Annotated in this window: 13 protein-coding genes and 1 tRNA gene; 4 read left to right on the forward strand and 10 right to left on the reverse strand. The window is 70.6% G+C overall.

Features of this window, described 5'->3' with window-relative positions; translation table 11 throughout:
* Positions 1 to 61: 61 nt before the first annotated feature.
* Positions 62 to 637: a TetR/AcrR family transcriptional regulator gene (locus ACSQ18_RS09910; RefSeq protein WP_436037126.1), complete on the forward strand. Its 576-nt coding sequence runs from the start codon at positions 62 to 64 to the stop codon at positions 635 to 637.
* Between the two features lies 1 nt (position 638).
* Here the strand turns inward: ACSQ18_RS09910 and ACSQ18_RS09915 are convergent, their stop codons facing one another.
* From ACSQ18_RS09915 to ACSQ18_RS09940, 6 genes are all read right to left on the reverse strand, one after another.
* On the reverse strand, positions 639 to 4,430 hold the full coding sequence (locus ACSQ18_RS09915; RefSeq protein ID WP_436037127.1) for a tetratricopeptide repeat protein: 3,792 nt from the start codon (positions 4,428 to 4,430) through the stop codon (positions 639 to 641).
* Between the two features lie 51 nt (positions 4,431 to 4,481).
* The gene (locus ACSQ18_RS09920) at positions 4,482 to 4,913 is read right to left on the reverse strand and encodes a DUF4279 domain-containing protein (protein ID WP_436037128.1); all 432 of its coding nucleotides are present in this window, start codon (positions 4,911 to 4,913) and stop codon (positions 4,482 to 4,484) included.
* A 42-nt stretch (positions 4,914 to 4,955) separates the two neighbouring features.
* Positions 4,956 to 5,762, reverse strand: coding sequence for a nuclease-related domain-containing protein (locus ACSQ18_RS09925; protein WP_436037129.1), 807 nt, complete (start codon positions 5,760 to 5,762; stop codon positions 4,956 to 4,958).
* Positions 5,763 to 5,816: 54 nt separating this feature from the next.
* Positions 5,817 to 5,888, reverse strand: a tRNA-Arg gene (locus ACSQ18_RS09930).
* 13 nt (positions 5,889 to 5,901) lie between these two features.
* Positions 5,902 to 7,224 (reverse strand): cellulase-like family protein, encoded by a 1,323-nt coding sequence (locus ACSQ18_RS09935; protein ID WP_436037130.1) that lies wholly within the window; start codon positions 7,222 to 7,224, stop codon positions 5,902 to 5,904.
* A complete protein-coding gene (locus ACSQ18_RS09940) occupies positions 7,208 to 10,501 on the reverse strand; it encodes a DUF5107 domain-containing protein (RefSeq protein ID WP_436037131.1) in 3,294 nt (1,097 codons plus the stop codon). Before ACSQ18_RS09940 ends, ACSQ18_RS09935 begins: the two co-directional genes overlap by 17 nt.
* A 109-nt stretch (positions 10,502 to 10,610) precedes the next feature.
* Here ACSQ18_RS09940 and ACSQ18_RS09945 point away from each other — a divergent pair, with 109 nt between their 5' ends.
* A complete protein-coding gene (locus tag ACSQ18_RS09945) occupies positions 10,611 to 11,507 on the forward strand; it encodes a helix-turn-helix domain-containing protein (protein WP_436037132.1) in 897 nt (298 codons plus the stop codon).
* Positions 11,508 to 11,712: 205 nt separating this feature from the next.
* Here the strand turns inward: ACSQ18_RS09945 and ACSQ18_RS09950 are convergent, their stop codons facing one another.
* The 3 genes from ACSQ18_RS09950 to ACSQ18_RS09960 all read right to left on the reverse strand — a co-directional run bounded on the left by ACSQ18_RS09950 (position 11,713) and on the right by ACSQ18_RS09960 (position 14,974).
* On the reverse strand, positions 11,713 to 12,651 hold the full coding sequence (locus ACSQ18_RS09950; RefSeq protein WP_436037133.1) for a carbohydrate ABC transporter permease: 939 nt from the start codon (positions 12,649 to 12,651) through the stop codon (positions 11,713 to 11,715).
* Complete coding sequence (locus tag ACSQ18_RS09955) at positions 12,645 to 13,559, reverse strand: carbohydrate ABC transporter permease (RefSeq protein ID WP_436037134.1); 915 nt, start codon at positions 13,557 to 13,559, stop codon at positions 12,645 to 12,647. Before ACSQ18_RS09955 ends, ACSQ18_RS09950 begins: the two co-directional genes overlap by 7 nt.
* Before the next feature lie 86 nt (positions 13,560 to 13,645).
* A complete protein-coding gene (locus tag ACSQ18_RS09960) occupies positions 13,646 to 14,974 on the reverse strand; it encodes an ABC transporter substrate-binding protein (protein ID WP_436037135.1) in 1,329 nt (442 codons plus the stop codon).
* A 255-nt stretch (positions 14,975 to 15,229) separates the two neighbouring features.
* On the opposite strand from ACSQ18_RS09960, the gene ACSQ18_RS09965 reads away from it, so the two are divergent.
* Positions 15,230 to 16,042 (forward strand): endo alpha-1,4 polygalactosaminidase, encoded by an 813-nt coding sequence (locus tag ACSQ18_RS09965; protein ID WP_436038424.1) that lies wholly within the window; start codon positions 15,230 to 15,232, stop codon positions 16,040 to 16,042.
* 167 nt (positions 16,043 to 16,209) lie between these two features.
* Here the strand turns inward: ACSQ18_RS09965 and ACSQ18_RS09970 are convergent, their stop codons facing one another.
* Complete coding sequence (locus ACSQ18_RS09970) at positions 16,210 to 16,767, reverse strand: hypothetical protein (RefSeq protein ID WP_301040613.1); 558 nt, start codon at positions 16,765 to 16,767, stop codon at positions 16,210 to 16,212.
* A gap of 291 nt (positions 16,768 to 17,058) precedes the next feature.
* Here ACSQ18_RS09970 and ACSQ18_RS09975 point away from each other — a divergent pair, with 291 nt between their 5' ends.
* Positions 17,059 to 17,340, forward strand: a complete 282-nt coding sequence (locus tag ACSQ18_RS09975) for a HesB/IscA family protein (protein ID WP_301040614.1) — start codon at positions 17,059 to 17,061, stop codon at positions 17,338 to 17,340.
* Positions 17,341 to 17,377 lie beyond the last annotated feature (37 nt).

Here is a 17,377-nt window from a genome sequence, read left to right on the forward strand (position 1 = left end):
CTATAGCCATCATCGCTACTGTCAATAGCTATAGTGGATGGGACACCGAAGGGACCCCCGGATGCCGACACCCGCACGTACGTCTGTCGAGGAGATCGTCGACGCCGCCTCCCGCATCCTCGACGATGCCGGGCTCACGGGACTCACGATGCAGGCCGTCGCCGCGCGCGTCGGCGTGCGTCCGCCGTCGCTGTACAAGCGGGTGCGCGACCGCGACGAGCTCCTCGGCATGATCGCCGCCGTCACCGCCGGCGACCTCGGCGAGCGCCTGACCGCCGCGGCGGCCGCGGCATCCGACGATCCCGCCGAGCGTCTCGTACAGCTGGCCCACGCGTTGCGTGCCTACGCGCACGCCCGACCCGAGCGGTACCGGCTGGTGTTCGCTCCCCCGGCCGAGACCGTCGCGCTCGATGACGATGCGCGCGCCGTCGCCGTGCGCACCCTGCTGGAGACGACCGCCGAGCTCGTGGGAGCGGACGAAGCCCTCCCCGCTGCGCGCACCGTCACCGCGTGGGCAACCGGCTTCATCAGCATGGAGTTCGCGGGCGCGTTCCGCCTCGGCGGCGACGTCGATGACGCGTTCGCGTACGGGATCGAGCGGATCGCCGCGGCCCTCGGGGGCGGGCGGGCGGCGTGAGCTAGGCGGGCGCGTCGTCGCCGGCGTCGTCGTCGGCGTCGAGCGCGGCACGCCGCGCGTCGATGGCGTCCGCCTTGACCTCGCGGCCTGCGAGCCGCAGCGCGCTCGCATACCCCGCCAGCGAGTACTGATAGCTGTCATGCATGTCGCCGAGCACCTCGGCCATCGTCGGCAGGAACGACTCGTAAACCGCGCAGCTCTCGTCATGGCGCCCAGACTTGCGCAGCGCGATCGCCAGATCGTCGGCGGCATCCAGAGTCTCCGGGTCGGCGTCGCCCTTCACTCGGGAGCGCGTGTCCCGCACGTGCGCATGTAGGGGCACCGCATACTCGGCCGCGCCGGAGTCGACGAGGAGGCGCCCGGCGGCGGTCATGACATCCAGCACCTCGGAGTGATCGTCGCCGAGGCGGTCGATGAGGAGCTCGAGCAGCTCGAGGTACACCTGCGCGGCTTCCCCTGACAGGTCCGCCCGCGCGGCGATCGCCGCCAACGCATGGAGCGACTCAACCGTCTCGTTGTGGTCTGTTCCGAGCACGCGACGGCGATCGGCAAGCACGGACCGCGCCTCATCCAGTGCCTCATTCACGCGACCGGCCATTTCGAGAGCGAACGCACGGTTGTAGCGGCCGGCCAGCGTGTGCGGGTGGTCGGGACCAAACGTTCGCTGACTCATCTCGACGAGCACGTCGTAGTGCGCCGCTGCCTCGTCCACACGACCGAGTTCGAAAAGGAGCCACGCGATCGCGGAGCGACTCAGTAGGGTGTCTGGGTGATCGGGTCCGAGGGTGGCAACCCTCGGCGCGAGCACCGAGAGATGCTCCGCGAGCGCCTCGTCGTACCGGTCTTCCCAGAGCAGCGCGTTGGCAAGGCCGTAGCGCGTAGCGAGGGTGTCGAAATGTTCTGAGCCGAGCACGCGGCGGCGGTCATCAAGGAGTGCACGCCACTCCTCCGATGCCTCCTCGCGGCGGCCGATAGCTTCGAGCGCGAGGGCGATGTCGTGGCGACTGGAGAGGGCGTCTGCGGAGTCCGCACCCATGACGCGGACCCGGTCCTGCCACAGCCGGCGGTGCGCCGCGAGGGCCTCCTCCCCGCGACCGGCCAGCTGCAGTGCGCGGGCGAAATAGGAGCGTGCTACCAAGGTCTCCGGGTTATCCGGACCATGGAGGCGCGCCCGGTCCTGCGCGACCGACTCCAGCGACTCTACGGCGCGGAGGGGGTCGATCCCCGCCATCGTCATCGCCACGGCGGCGCGAGACTCCAAGGTCTCCGGGTGATCGGGCCCGAGCACCCGCACCCGGTCAGTCAATACCGCCACGTAGAGGCGGAGCCCGTCCTCCACGCTGCCCATCTCGACGAGCAGGTAGGCGAGTGCGCTGCGGGTCGCGAGCGTGTGCGGGTGGGTATCACCGAGCACCCGCGCTCGGCGTGTCGCAACGTCTACGAGCTCGGTGCATGCGGTGTCGTAGCGCCCGAGCGAAAGGTAGGTCGCCGCGAGATTTCCGCGCGCGAGCAGCAGTCGAGGGTCGTCTTCGTCACGCGTCAGACGGAGCAGGCGAACGATCTCTTGGAGCTCGGCGAGCGCCTCGTCGAGTCGCCCCAGTTGGTCCAGGGTCGCGGAGATGTAATGCCGGATGTCGAGGAGGTCCTCGGCGTCCACGCCCACTCGCTCCGAGTCCGCCAGGATCTCCACGAATGCATCGAGCGACTCTTGGTAACGACCGCTCTTCCCGAGCATGTGCGCCGCAGTGGCGCGCGATCGGAGGGTGTGGCTGTGGTCGCGGCCGAGTACGCGGCTTCGGTCGTCGACGAGCGCCTGCGCTGCACGCAATGCCTCCTCGACCCGGCCTGCAGCACCCACGGCCCGGACCACACCTTCCCTCGCCCGAAGCACCGAAGGGTGATCGGGGCCGTGCAAGCCCGTCAAGATGTCGACCAAGACGCGATAGTCCCGCTCGGCGTCGGCGGCCAAACCGAGGTCATATTGAGCGTCGCCCCGGATGTCCAACACCTCGAGGGCGGCGGAGTTGTCAGCCCCTCTCAGGTTCTCCGTCTTACCCAGGCTCTCCGGACCACCCAGGCTCTCCAGACCACCCAGGGCGTCGATGACTCGCGTCGCCATGTCGATCGTGCGGCGAAGTTCGCGCGGCTGCGTGGCGAGGATGCGCAGCGCCGGCAGCGTCGCCACTGCCAGCGCGGTGGAGTCGGTGAGGAACCCCTCGGCGAAGAGCACGCCGACGAGATCGGCCAGGTGGAGCGCCTCGTCGACCGTCTCCGCGGGCGCGGTTCCGTCGGCGAGCCGCGTCACGGCCTGCGCGAGCGCGGTCCGAACCTCGGTCCGGTCCTCGGCGGAGAGGAACCGATCGTCTTCGGCGGCGATCATGATCTGATCCGGCTCGTGGAATGCGCGGAGCATTCCGCTGACCTCTCTCACCCAGGCGTACGCACCTGCGTCGAAGTCGAGCGCCGCGGCGATGTCATCGACGCTCGGCCAGTCCAGTTCATGGAGCGCTTGGAGAAGCAGTGCCGTATGCCAGTGCGACGACACGCCCACCTCACCGATCCTCGCGGGGGCGCCCAGCGCGGCGAGGGTGAGGGCTTCACGCAGCCGCTCCGGCAGCTCCCGCCAGAGTTCCTGATAGAGCCCGCGGATCTCGCCCGGCGCCTCGGCGACCGCGGCCGCGGAGAGGGTGAGGGCGCCGTCCCTACTGCGGCGTCGGATACGCGGAAGCTCGCAGAACAGCTCCAGGGCAAGCGGGTTCGGGTAGCGCTCGACGATCCGCTGCAGCGTCTCCACCTCGACCTCCGGATAGGTGAACCGCACGATCTGACCGAGTGCCGCGGCATCCAGTTCGTCGAGCGTCGCCTCGGGTCGGAACGGCATCGGTAGCACTCCCGACCGATGCGAGACGCGGATGACGCTCTCCCCCAGCCGGGTGAAGGCGGCCGCGACGGGCCGGTTCGCTTCGGTGCTCCCCGGCCATGAGCTCGAGACGACGAGGACCGCACCGGGCCGTGACGCGAGAGCGACGAGCATCTCCACGAGGGTCGGATCGGCGTCGTGGAGGTCTTCGACGAAGACCACGACGGGAAGCTCGGGGATCGCGAGACGCGAGACGAGTGCGACCGCTTCGTCGACGAAGTCCGTCGCGGCAGTCACCGGGGCCTCGGACGACAGGCGCTCGCGCCGGGCGGCGGTGTCGCGGATGGCATCGACGCTGCGCTCCCCCAGCCAGCGGACCAGACCGAGACCCGGTATCGCCGCCCCCACGACCGACTCGACCACCTGGCCGGCAACCTCCATCGCGGCCTCGTCGACGGCCGCGCCGCCGAATGCACGCAGTCCCCCGGCGATCCGTGCGCTGCGCGGCGCGCGCGTGCGCCAGGCATCTTCGAGGTAGGCGGCGTGGGCTCGGAACTGTCCCATGTCCTCCGTGAGCACCGCCGACGCGACGCCGTCGCGCAGGGAGCAGGAGATCCCCCACCACATGAAGTCGGGAAGGCTCCCCGCGACGTGCGTGACGGTGGGGTGCACCCGCTTCCGCCGAAACTGCACGTCGGAAGCGCCGTCCAGAATCGACCCCGGCCAGTAGGGCGGTTCGGACTGCCGCTCGGATGCCAGCCGGGCATAGAACTCGCGGGCGATCCGGGTCTTGCCCCACCCGGACGGGGCTTCGATCGACACCCACAGCGGGCGCTCGGTGGTGCGCACGTGGTCGAACGCTGCGATCAGCCCATCGACGATCGCTCGGCGCCCGGCGCCGACGAAGGCCGGCTCCACCCCCGTGTCACTCATCGGCATCCCCACCCCGGTGTCGTGTGGGATCAGAGTAGCGGGCGCGGTGAACTAGGCGGGCGGGTCGCCGCCGTCGCCGGCGGCGTCGTCATCGAGGTAGACGGTCGCGTAGACGTCAGCACCGAGCGCCGAGATCTGACCGACCAGGTCGATGGGCAGCACGAACCCGCCCTGCGTCGAGTCGGAGTCAGCAGACCACCACACCCGCACGTCGCAATCGGTCGGTAAGGCCCCGACCCGCCCGAAGGCAGGACGGGCGCGCACCAGGAGCTCACGCAGGGCACGGGTGCCGGTGAGGTCATCGTCGTTGTCGAGCGTCCCGACGTCGAGCGACCAGACGTGGTGTTCGCGCACCCTGCCCGAGCGCAGGACCGTGCCCTTGAGCTCGACCGTGGTCGGTGTGAGCGCGAGAACCTCCGAGACAGTCGAAGGGTCCGTCTCGGTCGACAGCACGACCAGCGACGCTCGGCCAGATCGGATCATGTGCGTGAGCATACGGCGGCGCGACTGAAGACGATCCGCCCCCTACGCGCGAGGAAAGGCACGCGCGACCCGATCGTGGATCGCGTCGACGTCGAGATCGGCATTCGGCTTGCCCACCATCGTCGCGATGAGCGCCTTCGGCCACGTCACGAGAATGCCGTTCACACTGAACGAGCCGCCCAGGAGCGGCCAGTCCGCTTCGAGGAAGCACAGCACGCCGCGCACGGAGATCGCGTCGTCATCGAGCGCCGCCCCGACCCGCGCGACCTGGGAAAGCACGCCGTCGACCAGCTTCGTCCCATCGCGCCCTCCGACTCGGAGGCTCTCCACACGAGGGCGAAGGATGCCACCGTCCACCTGCAGGGCGGGGCGCTTGCCCTTGTGACGCTTCGCGTCGATCACCCAGACTCCGTACGGGCCAATGGCGATGTGGTCGATGTTCGCCCGCGTCCCGGGGATGCGCCGGTCATGGAGAACCCGGAATGTGTCGGGGAGGTCGGCCAGCCGCCGCGCCATGAATTCCTCACCCACGGCACCGCGCTCCCACGCCTTCGTGCTCTGAGGATCGTCCGACAGGGCGAGGATCAGCCCACCGAGCTTCGGGTGGGCGTCGCGGATGCGTTGCTCACGGCTCGACTTCCGTCGCTCATACTCCCTGCGCGCCGACGCGCCCGCACTGTCAGTATCGGGGGCAATCAGCTCGCTCGTGCACTCAACACAACGGACCGTCTTCAGAGACCGCTCGTACACCGCGACCGAACCGGATGCCAGCGAAGCTCCGCACAGCCGGCAGATGCCGGCATACCTCAACGCCATGCGCTTGTCGTCCGGCCCCAGTTCGCCCGTCACGACGCCGAACGTATCAGGTGGCGTTCAACGACCGGCTGGCCCACAGATCAACGGTGCCCCTGGAGGGACTCGAACCCCCAACCGTTTCCTTAGGACGGAACTGCTCTTCCATTGAGCTACAGAGGCTGGCATCCCGAGTCTATCGGGCGTCGGCGGCGAGGATCTCGGCGTTGAGCGCCGCCTGCCACTCCCGCAGCTGCCACATGGGGTGGTGCGGTGCGGCGTTGGAGCACAGCACCACTCCCCACACGCCGTGGTCGAGGGCGGTGCGCACTCCGTGTTCGGCGAGCGCGCGGCCGATGTCGCCCTCTTCGAACTGGCCGTGGAGCGGCGTGTAGCCGACCCACCCTTCGCCGACGATCGCGGGAACCTGCTGCCACCGCGCCCAGCGCGCGATCGCGATGGTGCGCGAGGCGATCTCGCGGTGCATCACGTGCTCGTACGGCGGGTAGTGCGCGGTGAGCCAGGCATCCCACTTCTGCGGGTCAACCCAGTCGTACCCGTAGACCATCTGGTCGGTGATGACGGTGGCGCGGTACTTCCAGTCGGCGGCACGCCCGTAGTCGGCGACCGACGGCGCATCGTCGCGCAGCAGCGCCCGCAGCGCCGCGTTCGGGAAGCCTTCGCTCCCCTCCGACCGGATGTCGACCTGCTGCTGCAGCGCGTCGAGCACCCCGTAGCTGTACACGTGGAACTGCGCGGCGCCGAGACCGTCGGGGAGGCTGTGCATGTCGAGGTGGGGCGGTTTGCCGTAGCTCGCGGTGACGAGCAGGTCGGGATGCCGTTCCCGCAGCCGCCGGACCTCCACCGCTCCCCCGTCGCCGAGGGCCGGCAGGATCGAGAAGTCCACCTCGTTGTGCAGCTCGACGAGGGCGATGCGATCGCGGTGCCCGAGGGCGGTGAGCCACTCGATCATGCGATCCCAGGCATCCGCCAGCACGCGGTAGCGGTCGCCGAGCGGCACGGCGTCGATCGCCTCGAACCACCGCGGCAAACGCGCGAACGAGGGCGACTGCTGGTACTCCCAGCTCGCGAGGATGACCACCATGCCGTGCGCCTCGGCAGCGGCGAACAGTTCGCGCAGCCGCGCGCGCACGTCGATCGCGTACCCGCCGGGGGTGTCGTACCAGCGTGTGCGCTGCCCGTAGAACCCCCCACCGGGCGCGGCTCCGAGACCCTCGATCTCGAGTTCGGTGGCAAGGTCGTCGAGGCCCAGTCCGCCGAACAGCAGCAACGGTGCCGCGCAGATGCGGATCGCGTTGTAGCCGAGGCTCGCGGCATCGGCGACGGCCGCTTCGATGTCTTGGTACGGCTCGCCGGCACCGGCGCGCGTGTACCAGCTGAAGTCCCACAGCGTGACCGTCAGCCGCGGCGGAAGGTGCGCCGGCACCGGCCCCGTGAGGGAGCGCTCGTCGACCTCGATCGTGCCGCTCCCCAGATATCGCTCAGCCACGGTTCCCATCCTGCCCGGCCGCGACGACAGAGCGGATGCCGTCGGCCTGCTGCCCACGTCCCTCCGCCGCGAGCCGCGCCAACTCGTCGGCCGCTGCCGCCCGCACGTCGGCCGTGCCCACGTCGAAGAGCGTCAGTTCGGGCACGGACGTCGCGAAGTAATCGACCTCGTCGGGCGACGCGCGAAGCTCTGCCGCCCGTGCATCGAGCGCGCGCCAATCCGCCTCGGCGGCCTCGACGTCGCCGAGGTGAAGGAAGGCGACGCCGCGCCAGAAGGTCGACGCGTCGGCGGGACGCTCCGCGACCGCGAGCGGCGTCGGCGCGACAGCCGCCCGCCACGCCTCCTCCGCACCGGCCTGGTCACCGGCCGCCTGGCGCGCACGACCGAGCAGCACCCACCGCTCCACGGGACGCTCCGCCGGATGCCGCCCCTCCCCGAGCGACGCGGGCGGCGCGAAGCCGCCCTCCAGCAGCTCGACCGCCGCCTCCGGCGCGCCCTGGGCGAGCAGCGCCTCGGCACGCCGGCACGATGCCCGGTCGAACGCGGCGATCACCTGCCCCTCCCCGCCCTCGAAGGGACGGAACCGACGCGTCGTGAGCAGTTGCCAGGCCTCATCGAGGCGACCGGCATCCATCAGCAGCGTCGCGTGCCGCACGGCGAGATCGTCGCGACGGCCCAGGAGGCCCTCGTGCCGCTCCATCAGCGCGAGCCGTTCGGCTACCCCGAGGCGGCGACGGATGGCGAGCACGTCGCGCTCGAACACGAGCCGGGCGTCGGCGCGCAGGTCGAGGGCGCGGGCGAGAGCCGCGTCGGCGGCCTCCTCGTCGCCGTCCGCCACGACGTGGGCGATCGCCAGGTTGCGCCACACGACGGGATCGGTCGACCCGGCATCCGCCGCCGCACCCAGGTGCACGCGGGCCTCGGCCGTGCGTCCCGCGTCGAGCAGCCACATCCCGAGGAGCCCGGCGGCCACGGCATCCGTCCGGTCGGCCTCGACAGCCGCGACCAACGCGTCGTACTGGTCGAGTCCCGCGGGGAACGCAAGGTCGGTGGGTTCCCGCCGCGCCGCGGCACGCTCGGCCGCGGCCTCGGCGGGGCGACCCGCGCGGTCGAGCCACAGCGCACGCAGATACCCCCGGAGGGGGCCGGCCCGACCCGCGGCCGGTGTCGCCTCCGACACGACCGCCGTCGCGGCGAGCGCCTCGTCGAACGCCCCGCCGCGCGCGAGCTCCGCCCCCACGTCGAGCGGCATCTTCGCGTCGAGCGACAGCGCGTCGCCGCGCAGCGCACGCGTCACGGGGTCGAGCGGGTCGGATGCCGCGAGCGCCTCCAGCGCGTCCACCGCTCCCGCCTCACCGCACCGGGCGAGCGCGAGCACCTCCCACCGCCGCGCCTCGGGGATCTCCCCCGCCTCCCGCGCCAGCCGCAGCGCCGCCGCCGCGCGCCCCGCCCGCAGCGCGATCCGCGCCCGGCCGAGCGCCGCAGCTCCGGCGAACGCGAGGTTCCAGCCGGCCTTCGCGAACCACCGATCGGCGCCGTCGTCGTCGCCCAGCCGCTCGGCGACGAGCGCCCGCAGGTAGACGGTCTCCCCGTCGCGGGGATTCAGGTTCCGGCGCGTCTGCCGTGCGAGCGCCGCATCGAGCGCCGCAGCCGCCTCCGCGTACTCCCCACGGTGCAGGTGCCAGGCACCGAGCGCCGTCGAGGCGCGCACGTCACCCGGGTCGCGCCGCAGCGCCTCCCGCAGATACGGCACGGCCGACCGCGACGGATGCCGGTACTGCAGGAGATGCACGGCGGTGCTGTACAACTCGTCACCCGACGCGATGTCCGCCGGCGGCGGCGGGGCCGTCGCCAGCCAGGGCTCCGCCGCGGCGGGCTCCCCCGCGCGGGAGCGCCACACGACGAGCACGCCGCCGGCATCCGTCACCTCGACCTCGAGGCCCGCGGCATCCGCGTCGACGTCGACGACCGCGGCGAACGGACGGTCCGGCCCCAGCTCTACATCGAAGCGGGCCAGCTCCACGCCGCCGCGTCGGACGACCACCGACGCCCCGTCGCGACGCCGCGTCGCCAGGGCCGTCACCCGGGTTCCGCCCGCGACGGACTCCACGCCGACGGCCGCCTCCGTCGTCGCCTGCCGCGCCGGACCGGTCGCGTGGATCGGGTACCAGAACTGCCGGAACCGCTTCGTCTCGCCCGGCAGGAGCCAGCTGAAGTCGGGCTGGTTGTCGGTGTAGACCCCGGCCATGAGCTCCACGTACGGACCGTCGCCGTCGGTGAGCTGGTCGTCCCAGGCGCGGCCGATCTCGCCGTCACCCCACGTCCACTGCTTCTTGCCGGGCGAGACGGCACGATCGGCCCAGTGGACGAATCCCGCATCGGCGGCGTGGTCGTAGCCGCCGAAGAAGTCGTCGTCGGTGTCGGTGATCATGTACGACGTCGGCACCGGGATGTTCGAGTAGATGTCGATGCGGTCCGCGTCGGGCCGCTCGGCGGCGAGCGCCGCATAGTCGACCCCGTAGTAGGGGCGATCCGCGCGAGGGAACGCCGTGATCGCCCGACGGGCATGATCGGCCACGTACGCGACGTCGTCGGGGAAGAACGACTGATACCGCTCGTGCACCCGCGCGGCCACGTTCGCCCACCACAGGAACGTCTGCGGCACATCGGTGCGGTTGTGGAGCGTCGCCTCGAGCTCGATCAGCGAGGATCCCGGCCGCAGTCGGATGCCGTGCACCCCGCGCATGCGCTGCAGCGGATCGAAGTCGCTGTGCCACACGATCGCGGCCCCGTCGGCCTCGCGCTCGATGCGAGACTCGACCGGCAGGAACGTCGCCGGCCGGTGATGCTGCGGCCAGTTGAACTCCACCCCGCCCGAGATCCACGGCCCCGCGAGCCCGACGAGCGCCGGCTTGATCACGTTGTTCCGGTAGAAGAAGTCGTACCCGGCGACCTTGTCGTAGCCGATGTGGATGCGCCCGCCGATCTCCGGCAGCAGCACCAGCCGCACGTACGCGTTCTCGAGATGGATCGCCTCCCAGCGGCGCGGTGCCTTCTCGTGCGACACGGCGTCGATCATCGGCAGCGGATACACCCGCCCGCTCGACCCCTGATACACGCGCCGGTCGAGGAACAGCGGATACGGGTCGGGCTCACCGGGCTCGTACGTGTCGATCCACAGCGGCTCGCTCCAGCACGCCACTCCCCCGGCGGCGAGGATCGCGGCCTGATCGGCGGGGGCATCGGGCAGCTCGATGCGGCTCGGAGTCACGTCGTCGGGGATCACCTGGCAAAACTATGGTCTCCGGCATCCGGAAGGAATGGCCATTCGCCCGGCGCACCTGGATGATTCGACGGTCCCCGTGGCAGGCGCGGCATGTGACAGAATGCCGCACATGGATGCGACGGAGATCCCACCGACGTCCCCGCACGAGCGCGCCGACGGCTTCGACCGGCAACGGCTCAGCGTCGTGCCGCGGCCGATCGTGGATGCGGCGCTCACCCGCCCGGTCACCCGACGCATCCTCGTCACCGACGCCGGCTACTTCCCGCACGCCGACCACCACGGCCGCCACCGCCCCGACGGCACGGAGGAGACGATCGTCATCGTCTGCGTCGCCGGAGCCGGATGGGTGGAGGCCGACGGCATCCGCACCGCCGTCGGGTCGTCGACCGCGATCGTCATCCCCGGCGGCACCCCCCACTCCTACGGGGCCTCCACGACCGACCCCTGGACGATCTGGTGGTGCCACGTCCGCGGCTCCGACGTACCCGAGCTCCTGGGCGCCGCCGGCATCCGACCCGGCCGCGTCACCCTGTCGCTGCGGGCCGTCGAGCGGGTGACGGCGCTCCTCGACGAGATCTCCGTCGCCCTCGCCCGCGACACGACCCCGGGCCGCCTGCTCGCGACGTCCGGCATGGCGTGGCGCCTGCTGACGCAACTGGCGGTCGACCGGGTGATCCCCAGCGAGGGTGCCCCCGTGGAACGCGCGATGCGCTACCTCGAAGACCGCATCGACGGCCACGTGCAGGTGCCCGAACTCGCGGCGATGGTGGGGGTCTCCGCCTCGCACCTGGCCGCACTGTTCCGCGAGGCCACCGGCGGCGGAGTGCTCGCGCACCACAACGCGCTCAAGATGGCGCGAGCCCGCGAGCTCCTCGACACGACGACGCTGCCTGTCGCGGAGGTCGGTCGCCGCATCGGACTGGACGACCCCTTCTACTTCTCCCGGCAGTTCCGTCGCACCCACGGAATGAGCCCCCGCGCCTACCGCGAGACGCGCAAGGGCTGACTCCGGCCGCCCGCCGCGGTCTCCAGCCCTGCGGTCGCCGGGCGCCCGGCCGGGTCCGGCCTTGGGGGCGTGAGCGCGTCTGGCCTCGTGGGCGTGACGCCGACAGGGCGAACTGCCCCGGCGAGGGCTCTCGGCGCGCGCGCGACCCTGTTCGCCCTGTCGGCGTCACACAGACACGCGAACACACACTCTCCGTCCCGAAGCGTCAGCCCTTCGTCGCGCCAGCGGTGAGGTCGGCGCGCCAGAAGCGCTGCAGCCCCGTCATGAGCGCCACGAGGAGCAGCGCCGACACGGCGGAACCGGTGACGACGAGCGCGTAGAACATGGGGTCGCGCTGGGTCTGCCCGTTCCACAGCGTCAGTCCCAGCGTCACCGGGAAGGTGGACGTGTCGTTGAGCATGACGAGCGGCAGCAGGTAGTTGTTCCAGATGGTGACGAACTGGAACAGGAAGATCGTGACGAGCGCGGGCATCATCATGCGCGAGGCCATCGAGGCGAAGATGCGGAGGTCGCCGGCGCCATCGAGCCGCGCCGCCTCGATCACCTCGTCGGGCACGCTCGCGTTCGCGTGGATGCGGGCGAGGTACACCCCGAAGGGGCTCACCATGCTCGGAAGCAGCACCGCCCAGTAGGTGCCGGTGAGGCCGAAGGTGTTGAGGAGGAAGTAGAGCGGGAGGGCGATGACCGTGGCCGGCACGAGCACCCCGCCGAGGATGACGGAGAACAGCAGCTCCCGCCCGCGGAACGGGAACTTCGCGATCGCGTAGCCGCACGCGGCCGAGATCACCATGGCGACGAACGCTCCGACGCCGGAGTACAGGATGCTGTTGAGCACCCAGCGGGTGAAGGCGCCGCCGTCCTGCGTGAAGAGGGCGACGAGGTTCTCCCACGCCTGCGGCGCGTCGGAGAACCACAGGCCGAAGGTGCCGAAGAGATCGGCGGGCGACTTGGTGGCGGCGATGAGCACCCACACGAGCGGCAACAGGAAGTAGACGGCCGCGACGACGAGCGCCACGTTCACGGCGACCGTGCTGACCGTGCCCGAGGTGTGCGGCGTGCGGCGACGAGCGGATGCCGGACGCGTGATCGCGCCGGTCGCCTCGGCGGCGGTGGCGGATGCGGTGGCGGATGCGACGGTCACCATGCGCGGCTCCCCTTCCGGTTGACGAGGCGGAGGAACCCGAAGGAGAAGGCGAACCCGAGGAGGGCCACGATCACCGCCATCGCCGCGGCGAGGTTCGGGTTCCCCTGCGCGAACGCCTGGTTGTAGGCGGCGAGGTTGGGCGTGTACGTGGAGCTGATGGCGGTGGTCAGCGGACGGAGCACGAGCGGTTCGACGAACAGCTGCAGGGTGCCGATGATCGTGAAGACGGTCACGAGGATGATCGAGGGTCGCACGAGCGGGAGCTTGATGTGCCAGATGGTCGACCAGGCGGAGGCCCCGTCGACGCGGGCCGCTTCGTACAGTTCGGAGGGGATGGCGTTGAGCGCGGCCATGAGGATGACCATGTTGTAGCCGGCGAACCCCCACAGCGCGATGTTGGCGATGGAGAAGAGCACGTTGCCGCTGGAGAGCGGGTCGAACGCGATGCCCGCCGAACTCAGCAGTTGGAGGACCGGGCTCGTCGCGGGGACGTAGAGGAATCCCCACAGCAGCGTGGCGACGACGCCGGGGACGCCGTACGGCGAGAAGAAGACGACGCGGAAGAAGCGGGGGGCGAGGGCCCGTCCGGAGTCGAGGAGGAGCGCGAGCCCCAGGGCCGTGACCACCATGAGCGGCACGAGAACGGCGGAGAAGGTCACGAGCCGGCCGAGACTCTCGACGAACGACGGGTCGGCGAGCGCGCGGGCGTAGTTGTCGAGGAAGACGAACGCCGTTTCGGGGGCGCCGTACCCGAGCCCGGAACTGCGCGTCGTGAACATGCTCTGCACGATCGCGTAGACGATCGGCGCCACGAAGAACGCCACGAACATGACCGCGAACGGCAGGATCAGCACCCAGACGGCGCCGGGGAGCCGGCGGCGGGAGCGCGGGAGGGCGACGGAGGTCACGGGGCTTCTTCCTGGTCGGCGCCGGTGCAGCGGCGGGACGGAGGACGGGGTGGACCGGCCCTGTCGGCTGGCCCACCCCGTCGGGTTCAGTCGCTGACGGAGATGCCGCGCTCGGTGAGAGCGGCGACCATGTCGGCCTGCGTCTTGGCGTACGCGTCGGCGAGCGGTGTGCCGGCGTCGACGGCGGCCTTGACGTTGTCGGTCAGGCTCGCGAACAGCGTCGAGGACAGCGGGGGCCACGACCACGACGTGTCGACGGCCTTGTCCGACTCGGCGAAGACGTCCCAGATGTCCTGGCCGCCGTAGAAGTCGAAGACCTCGGGGGCGTCCTGGAGCGACGCGATCGCCGCGGTGTCGACGATCGACGGCCAGCCGGCGCCGATCTCGGTGAGGATGCTGACGCTGTCGGTGTTGGAGTTGAGCCACACGGCGAACTCCGCTGCCGCCTCGGGGTTCTTCGAACCCTTCAGCACCGCGTTGGCCGAACCACCCGCCCACGTGGCCGAGACGTTATCGCCGGCGTTCCACTGCGGCATCGCGCCGACGGCCCAGCTGCCGGCGGTGTCGGGCGCCGTGCCGCGGAGAATGGCATCCGCCCACGAACCGGAGATCCACGACAGGATGTTGCCGTTCTGCAGGTCGGCGTTCCACTCGCTGGAGAAGTCGGCCTCGATCTTGACGAGGTCCTCGTCGATCATCTTCTGCCAGAAGTCGGCGACCTTCGTCGTCTCGGCGCCGTCGATCGACACCGACCAGGCGTCGTTCTCAGCGACGAACCAGTTGGCGCCGCCCTGCTGGGCCAGACCGATCATCCACGGCGCCTGGTTGAAGGCGAACGCGGTGATGTAACGGTCGGGGTCGGACGCGCGGACGACCTTGGCCGCTTCGTAGAACTCGTCCCACGTCTCGGGATACTCGATGCCGAGTTCCTCGAAGATGTCGGCGCGGTAGAACTGTCCGAGCGGACCGGAGGCCTGCGGGATCGAGTACACCTTGTCCCCGAAGACACCGGTCTGCCACTGCCACGGGACGAAGAGGCTCTCGGCATCCGAGACGTATGGGGTGATGTCTTCGAGGGCGTCGTTGATGAGGAAGTCGGGGATCGCGTCGTAGCCGAGCTGGACGACGTCGGCGGGGTTGCCCGCCTGCACGGCCGACAGCATCGTGGCGTAGCCGCCATCAGGTCCCGCGGTGATCGTCTCGAGCGTGACGTGGATGTCGTCGTGCGCCTCGTTGAACGCATCCACGGCGCGGTCGATGTTCGGCACCCACGACTGGAAGGTGATCTCGACGGGCTCGCCGTCGGCGGGCGGTTCCGTGCTGGTGCCGGCGCTGCAGCCGGCGAGGGCGATCGCGGCGACAGCGCCGATCGCGAGGGCCGCCACTCGGGTGCGACGGCGTGCGGAAATGGACATACATGCTCCCTTGCAATGCAGGCGTCAGGGCCTCGGCTGGATGGTGCGTACTGACGCTATGCGGCGCGGCATCCCGGGAACATAGGAGAACAACGGGATCACCTGGACGATTCTACGGACACCCGATTGACCCGGCGCTCACGCGTTGCGGCGCGGAACCGCTCGCCGGAGTCGTCGGCGGTTAGGCTCGCGAGGGTGAGCCGACACGTCCGCGACCGTGCCGCGAGCTCGGGCGTCCTGACGCTCGTCGGCGTCATGGCCTCGCTCGTACTGAGCGGATGCGCGGCGGGGACGGCGCCGCCTGCCGAGACGCCGGATGCCACCGCGACCCCTTCGCCCTCCGCCGCGTCCGTGGCACTGCCCCCGGCGGGCGGCGCTCCCGACTACCAGCTCGGCGGCGCCTACGATCCTCCCGCGGGGGTGGCGATCGTGGCGCGCGACCGCACCGCGCCGCCCGCCGCGTCGCTGTACTCGATCTGCTACGTCAATGCCTTCCAGACCCAGCCGGGCGAGGCGGACGACTGGCCGGGCGCGCTGCTCCTGCGCGACGCCGCGGGCGAACTCGTCATCGATCCCGACTGGCCCGACGAGGTCATCGTGGACACGCGGGATGCCGCGGGCGTCGCCGCGAGGGTGACCCCCTGGATCGAGGGGTGTGCGGCGGGCGGGTTCGACGCGGTCGAGTTCGACAACCTCGACACCTACACGCGCACGGATGGGGCGCTCTCGCGCGCGGACAACGTCGCGGTCGCAGGCCTACTGGTCGAGGCGGCGCACCGGGTGGGTCTCGCGGCCGGTCAGAAGAACGCGGCGGAGGATGCCGAGCTCCTCCGCACCGAGGCGGGTTTCGACTTCGCAGTCACCGAGGAGTGCGCCGCGTACGACGAGTGCGCCGCCTACACCGATGTGTACGGTGATGCGGTCATCGGCATCGAGTACACCGACAACCTTCCGCGGACGTTCGCGGAGGTGTGTGAGCACGAGGACCGCCCGGCATCCCTCGTTCTGCGCGATCGCGACCTCACGGTCGTCGGTGACCCGGCCTACGTGTTCGAGCTCTGCGACTGAGCACGGCCGGGCACGCGGGGGTGCGATGACGGTGCACCGGGCAGGCGCGGCCCGCACATGACCGCACCCCCGCGGGCACAGGGCCGCGGGGGTGCGTCGGGGGTTGCGGGAGCGTTGGCTTCGGACGCCCGGGGGTTCCGCAACCGGGGTCGGGGTGGGTCAGTGACTCACCAGAGCCAGGTCTTGTCGCCGACGATCGCACGCCAGGTGCGGGCAAGGCTCAGACGCTGGGTGGGAACCGCGAAGAACGCGATCGCCATGACGCCCATGTCGATGATGTGACTGTCGATCAGGGGGTTGGTGGCACCCGTGAGGGTGAGGGGGAACTCGGCCAGGTACATGAGGAACAGCATCGCGACACCGGCGATTGCGCCGAGGCGGACACCGATTCCGGTGAGGAGGGTGACGCCGACGCCGAGGAGTCCGAGCATGAACAACCAGTCGACCAGCGGGACGCCGGCCAGGGCGGTGAAGAGTCCGGCGAGCGGGCTCTCGGCGGTCGCGTTGCTGAGGAATCCGGTGGTGGGGCTGCCGCCGTGGATCCACGCCCGCTCGGCGGGGGTGGCGAAGCCGAAGCCGAACACCTTGTCGAGGAAGGCCCAGAGGAAGTAGAAGCCCATCAGCATCCGCGTGACCGCGATGGCGATCGGGAGGGCGCGCTGTTCGGCGACCGGGGTTGCGGTGGCACCGCCGTGGGGGACGGGGGTGGCGGTCGGGACGGCCATGATCTGGGACCTTTCGTGATCTGTGCTCCGGTGTCTCCGGGGCTATGACTTCAGTGTCCGCCCGGCAGGGAGAAACCTGGGAAAACTCCGTGTGCGGCATCCATGTGGTCTGACCACAGTGTATTTTGCACTGTCGATCATCTACAAACAGGCCGCGGGGGTCGCCCGTCGATCAGGTGGCGAACCTCCGTAAACCGTGTGAGTCGCCGCAGATGGTGTGTCAGAGTTTGCATCCGCCGCCGATTCTCGGCATCGTGGCCGGTCCGCAGCAATCCACGGAAGGAGAGCACCATGCTCACACTCACCGAGAACGCCACGATCGCCGTGAAGTCGCTCACGGAGCAGATCCCCACCACGACGGGTGGTCTGCGCATCAGCGAAGCAGTCGCCCCCGAGAAGGGGTACGCGCTCAACCTGGCCAGCGCCCCCGAGTCCGACGACACCGTCGTAGAGGCCGACGGCGCGCGCGTGTTCGTCGACCCCGTCGCGAGCGTTGCCCTCGACAACCGGGTGCTCGACGCCCGTGTCACCGACGACGGCTCGGTGGGCTTCGCCCTCGCCGACCAGCGCTGAGTTTCGCCGGCCGCCGCCTGCCGGCCGCGAGCCGCTT

This window comes from Microbacterium sp. LjRoot45, from assembly GCF_964253325.1.
Lineage (GTDB): Bacteria > Actinomycetota > Actinomycetes > Actinomycetales > Microbacteriaceae > Microbacterium.

Excerpts from the sequence above, each read along its gene's own strand:
- ACSQ18_RS09945 (WP_436037132.1), top strand. The coding sequence starts at position 10,611 with ATGGATGCGACGGAGATCCCACCGACGTCCCCGCACGAGCGCGCCGAC.
- ACSQ18_RS09915 (WP_436037127.1), bottom strand. The coding sequence starts at position 4,430 with ATGAGTGACACGGGGGTGGAGCCGGCCTTCGTCGGCGCCGGGCGCCGA.
- ACSQ18_RS09975 (WP_301040614.1), top strand. The coding sequence starts at position 17,059 with ATGCTCACACTCACCGAGAACGCCACGATCGCCGTGAAGTCGCTCACG.
- ACSQ18_RS09970 (WP_301040613.1), bottom strand. The coding sequence starts at position 16,767 with ATGGCCGTCCCGACCGCCACCCCCGTCCCCCACGGCGGTGCCACCGCA.
- ACSQ18_RS09965 (WP_436038424.1), top strand. The coding sequence starts at position 15,230 with ATGGCCTCGCTCGTACTGAGCGGATGCGCGGCGGGGACGGCGCCGCCT.
- ACSQ18_RS09910 (WP_436037126.1), top strand. The coding sequence starts at position 62 with ATGCCGACACCCGCACGTACGTCTGTCGAGGAGATCGTCGACGCCGCC.
- ACSQ18_RS09935 (WP_436037130.1), bottom strand. The coding sequence starts at position 7,224 with ATGGGAACCGTGGCTGAGCGATATCTGGGGAGCGGCACGATCGAGGTC.
- ACSQ18_RS09950 (WP_436037133.1), bottom strand. The coding sequence starts at position 12,651 with ATGGTGACCGTCGCATCCGCCACCGCATCCGCCACCGCCGCCGAGGCG.
- ACSQ18_RS09960 (WP_436037135.1), bottom strand. The coding sequence starts at position 14,974 with ATGTCCATTTCCGCACGCCGTCGCACCCGAGTGGCGGCCCTCGCGATC.
- ACSQ18_RS09920 (WP_436037128.1), bottom strand. The coding sequence starts at position 4,913 with ATGATCCGATCTGGCCGAGCGTCGCTGGTCGTGCTGTCGACCGAGACG.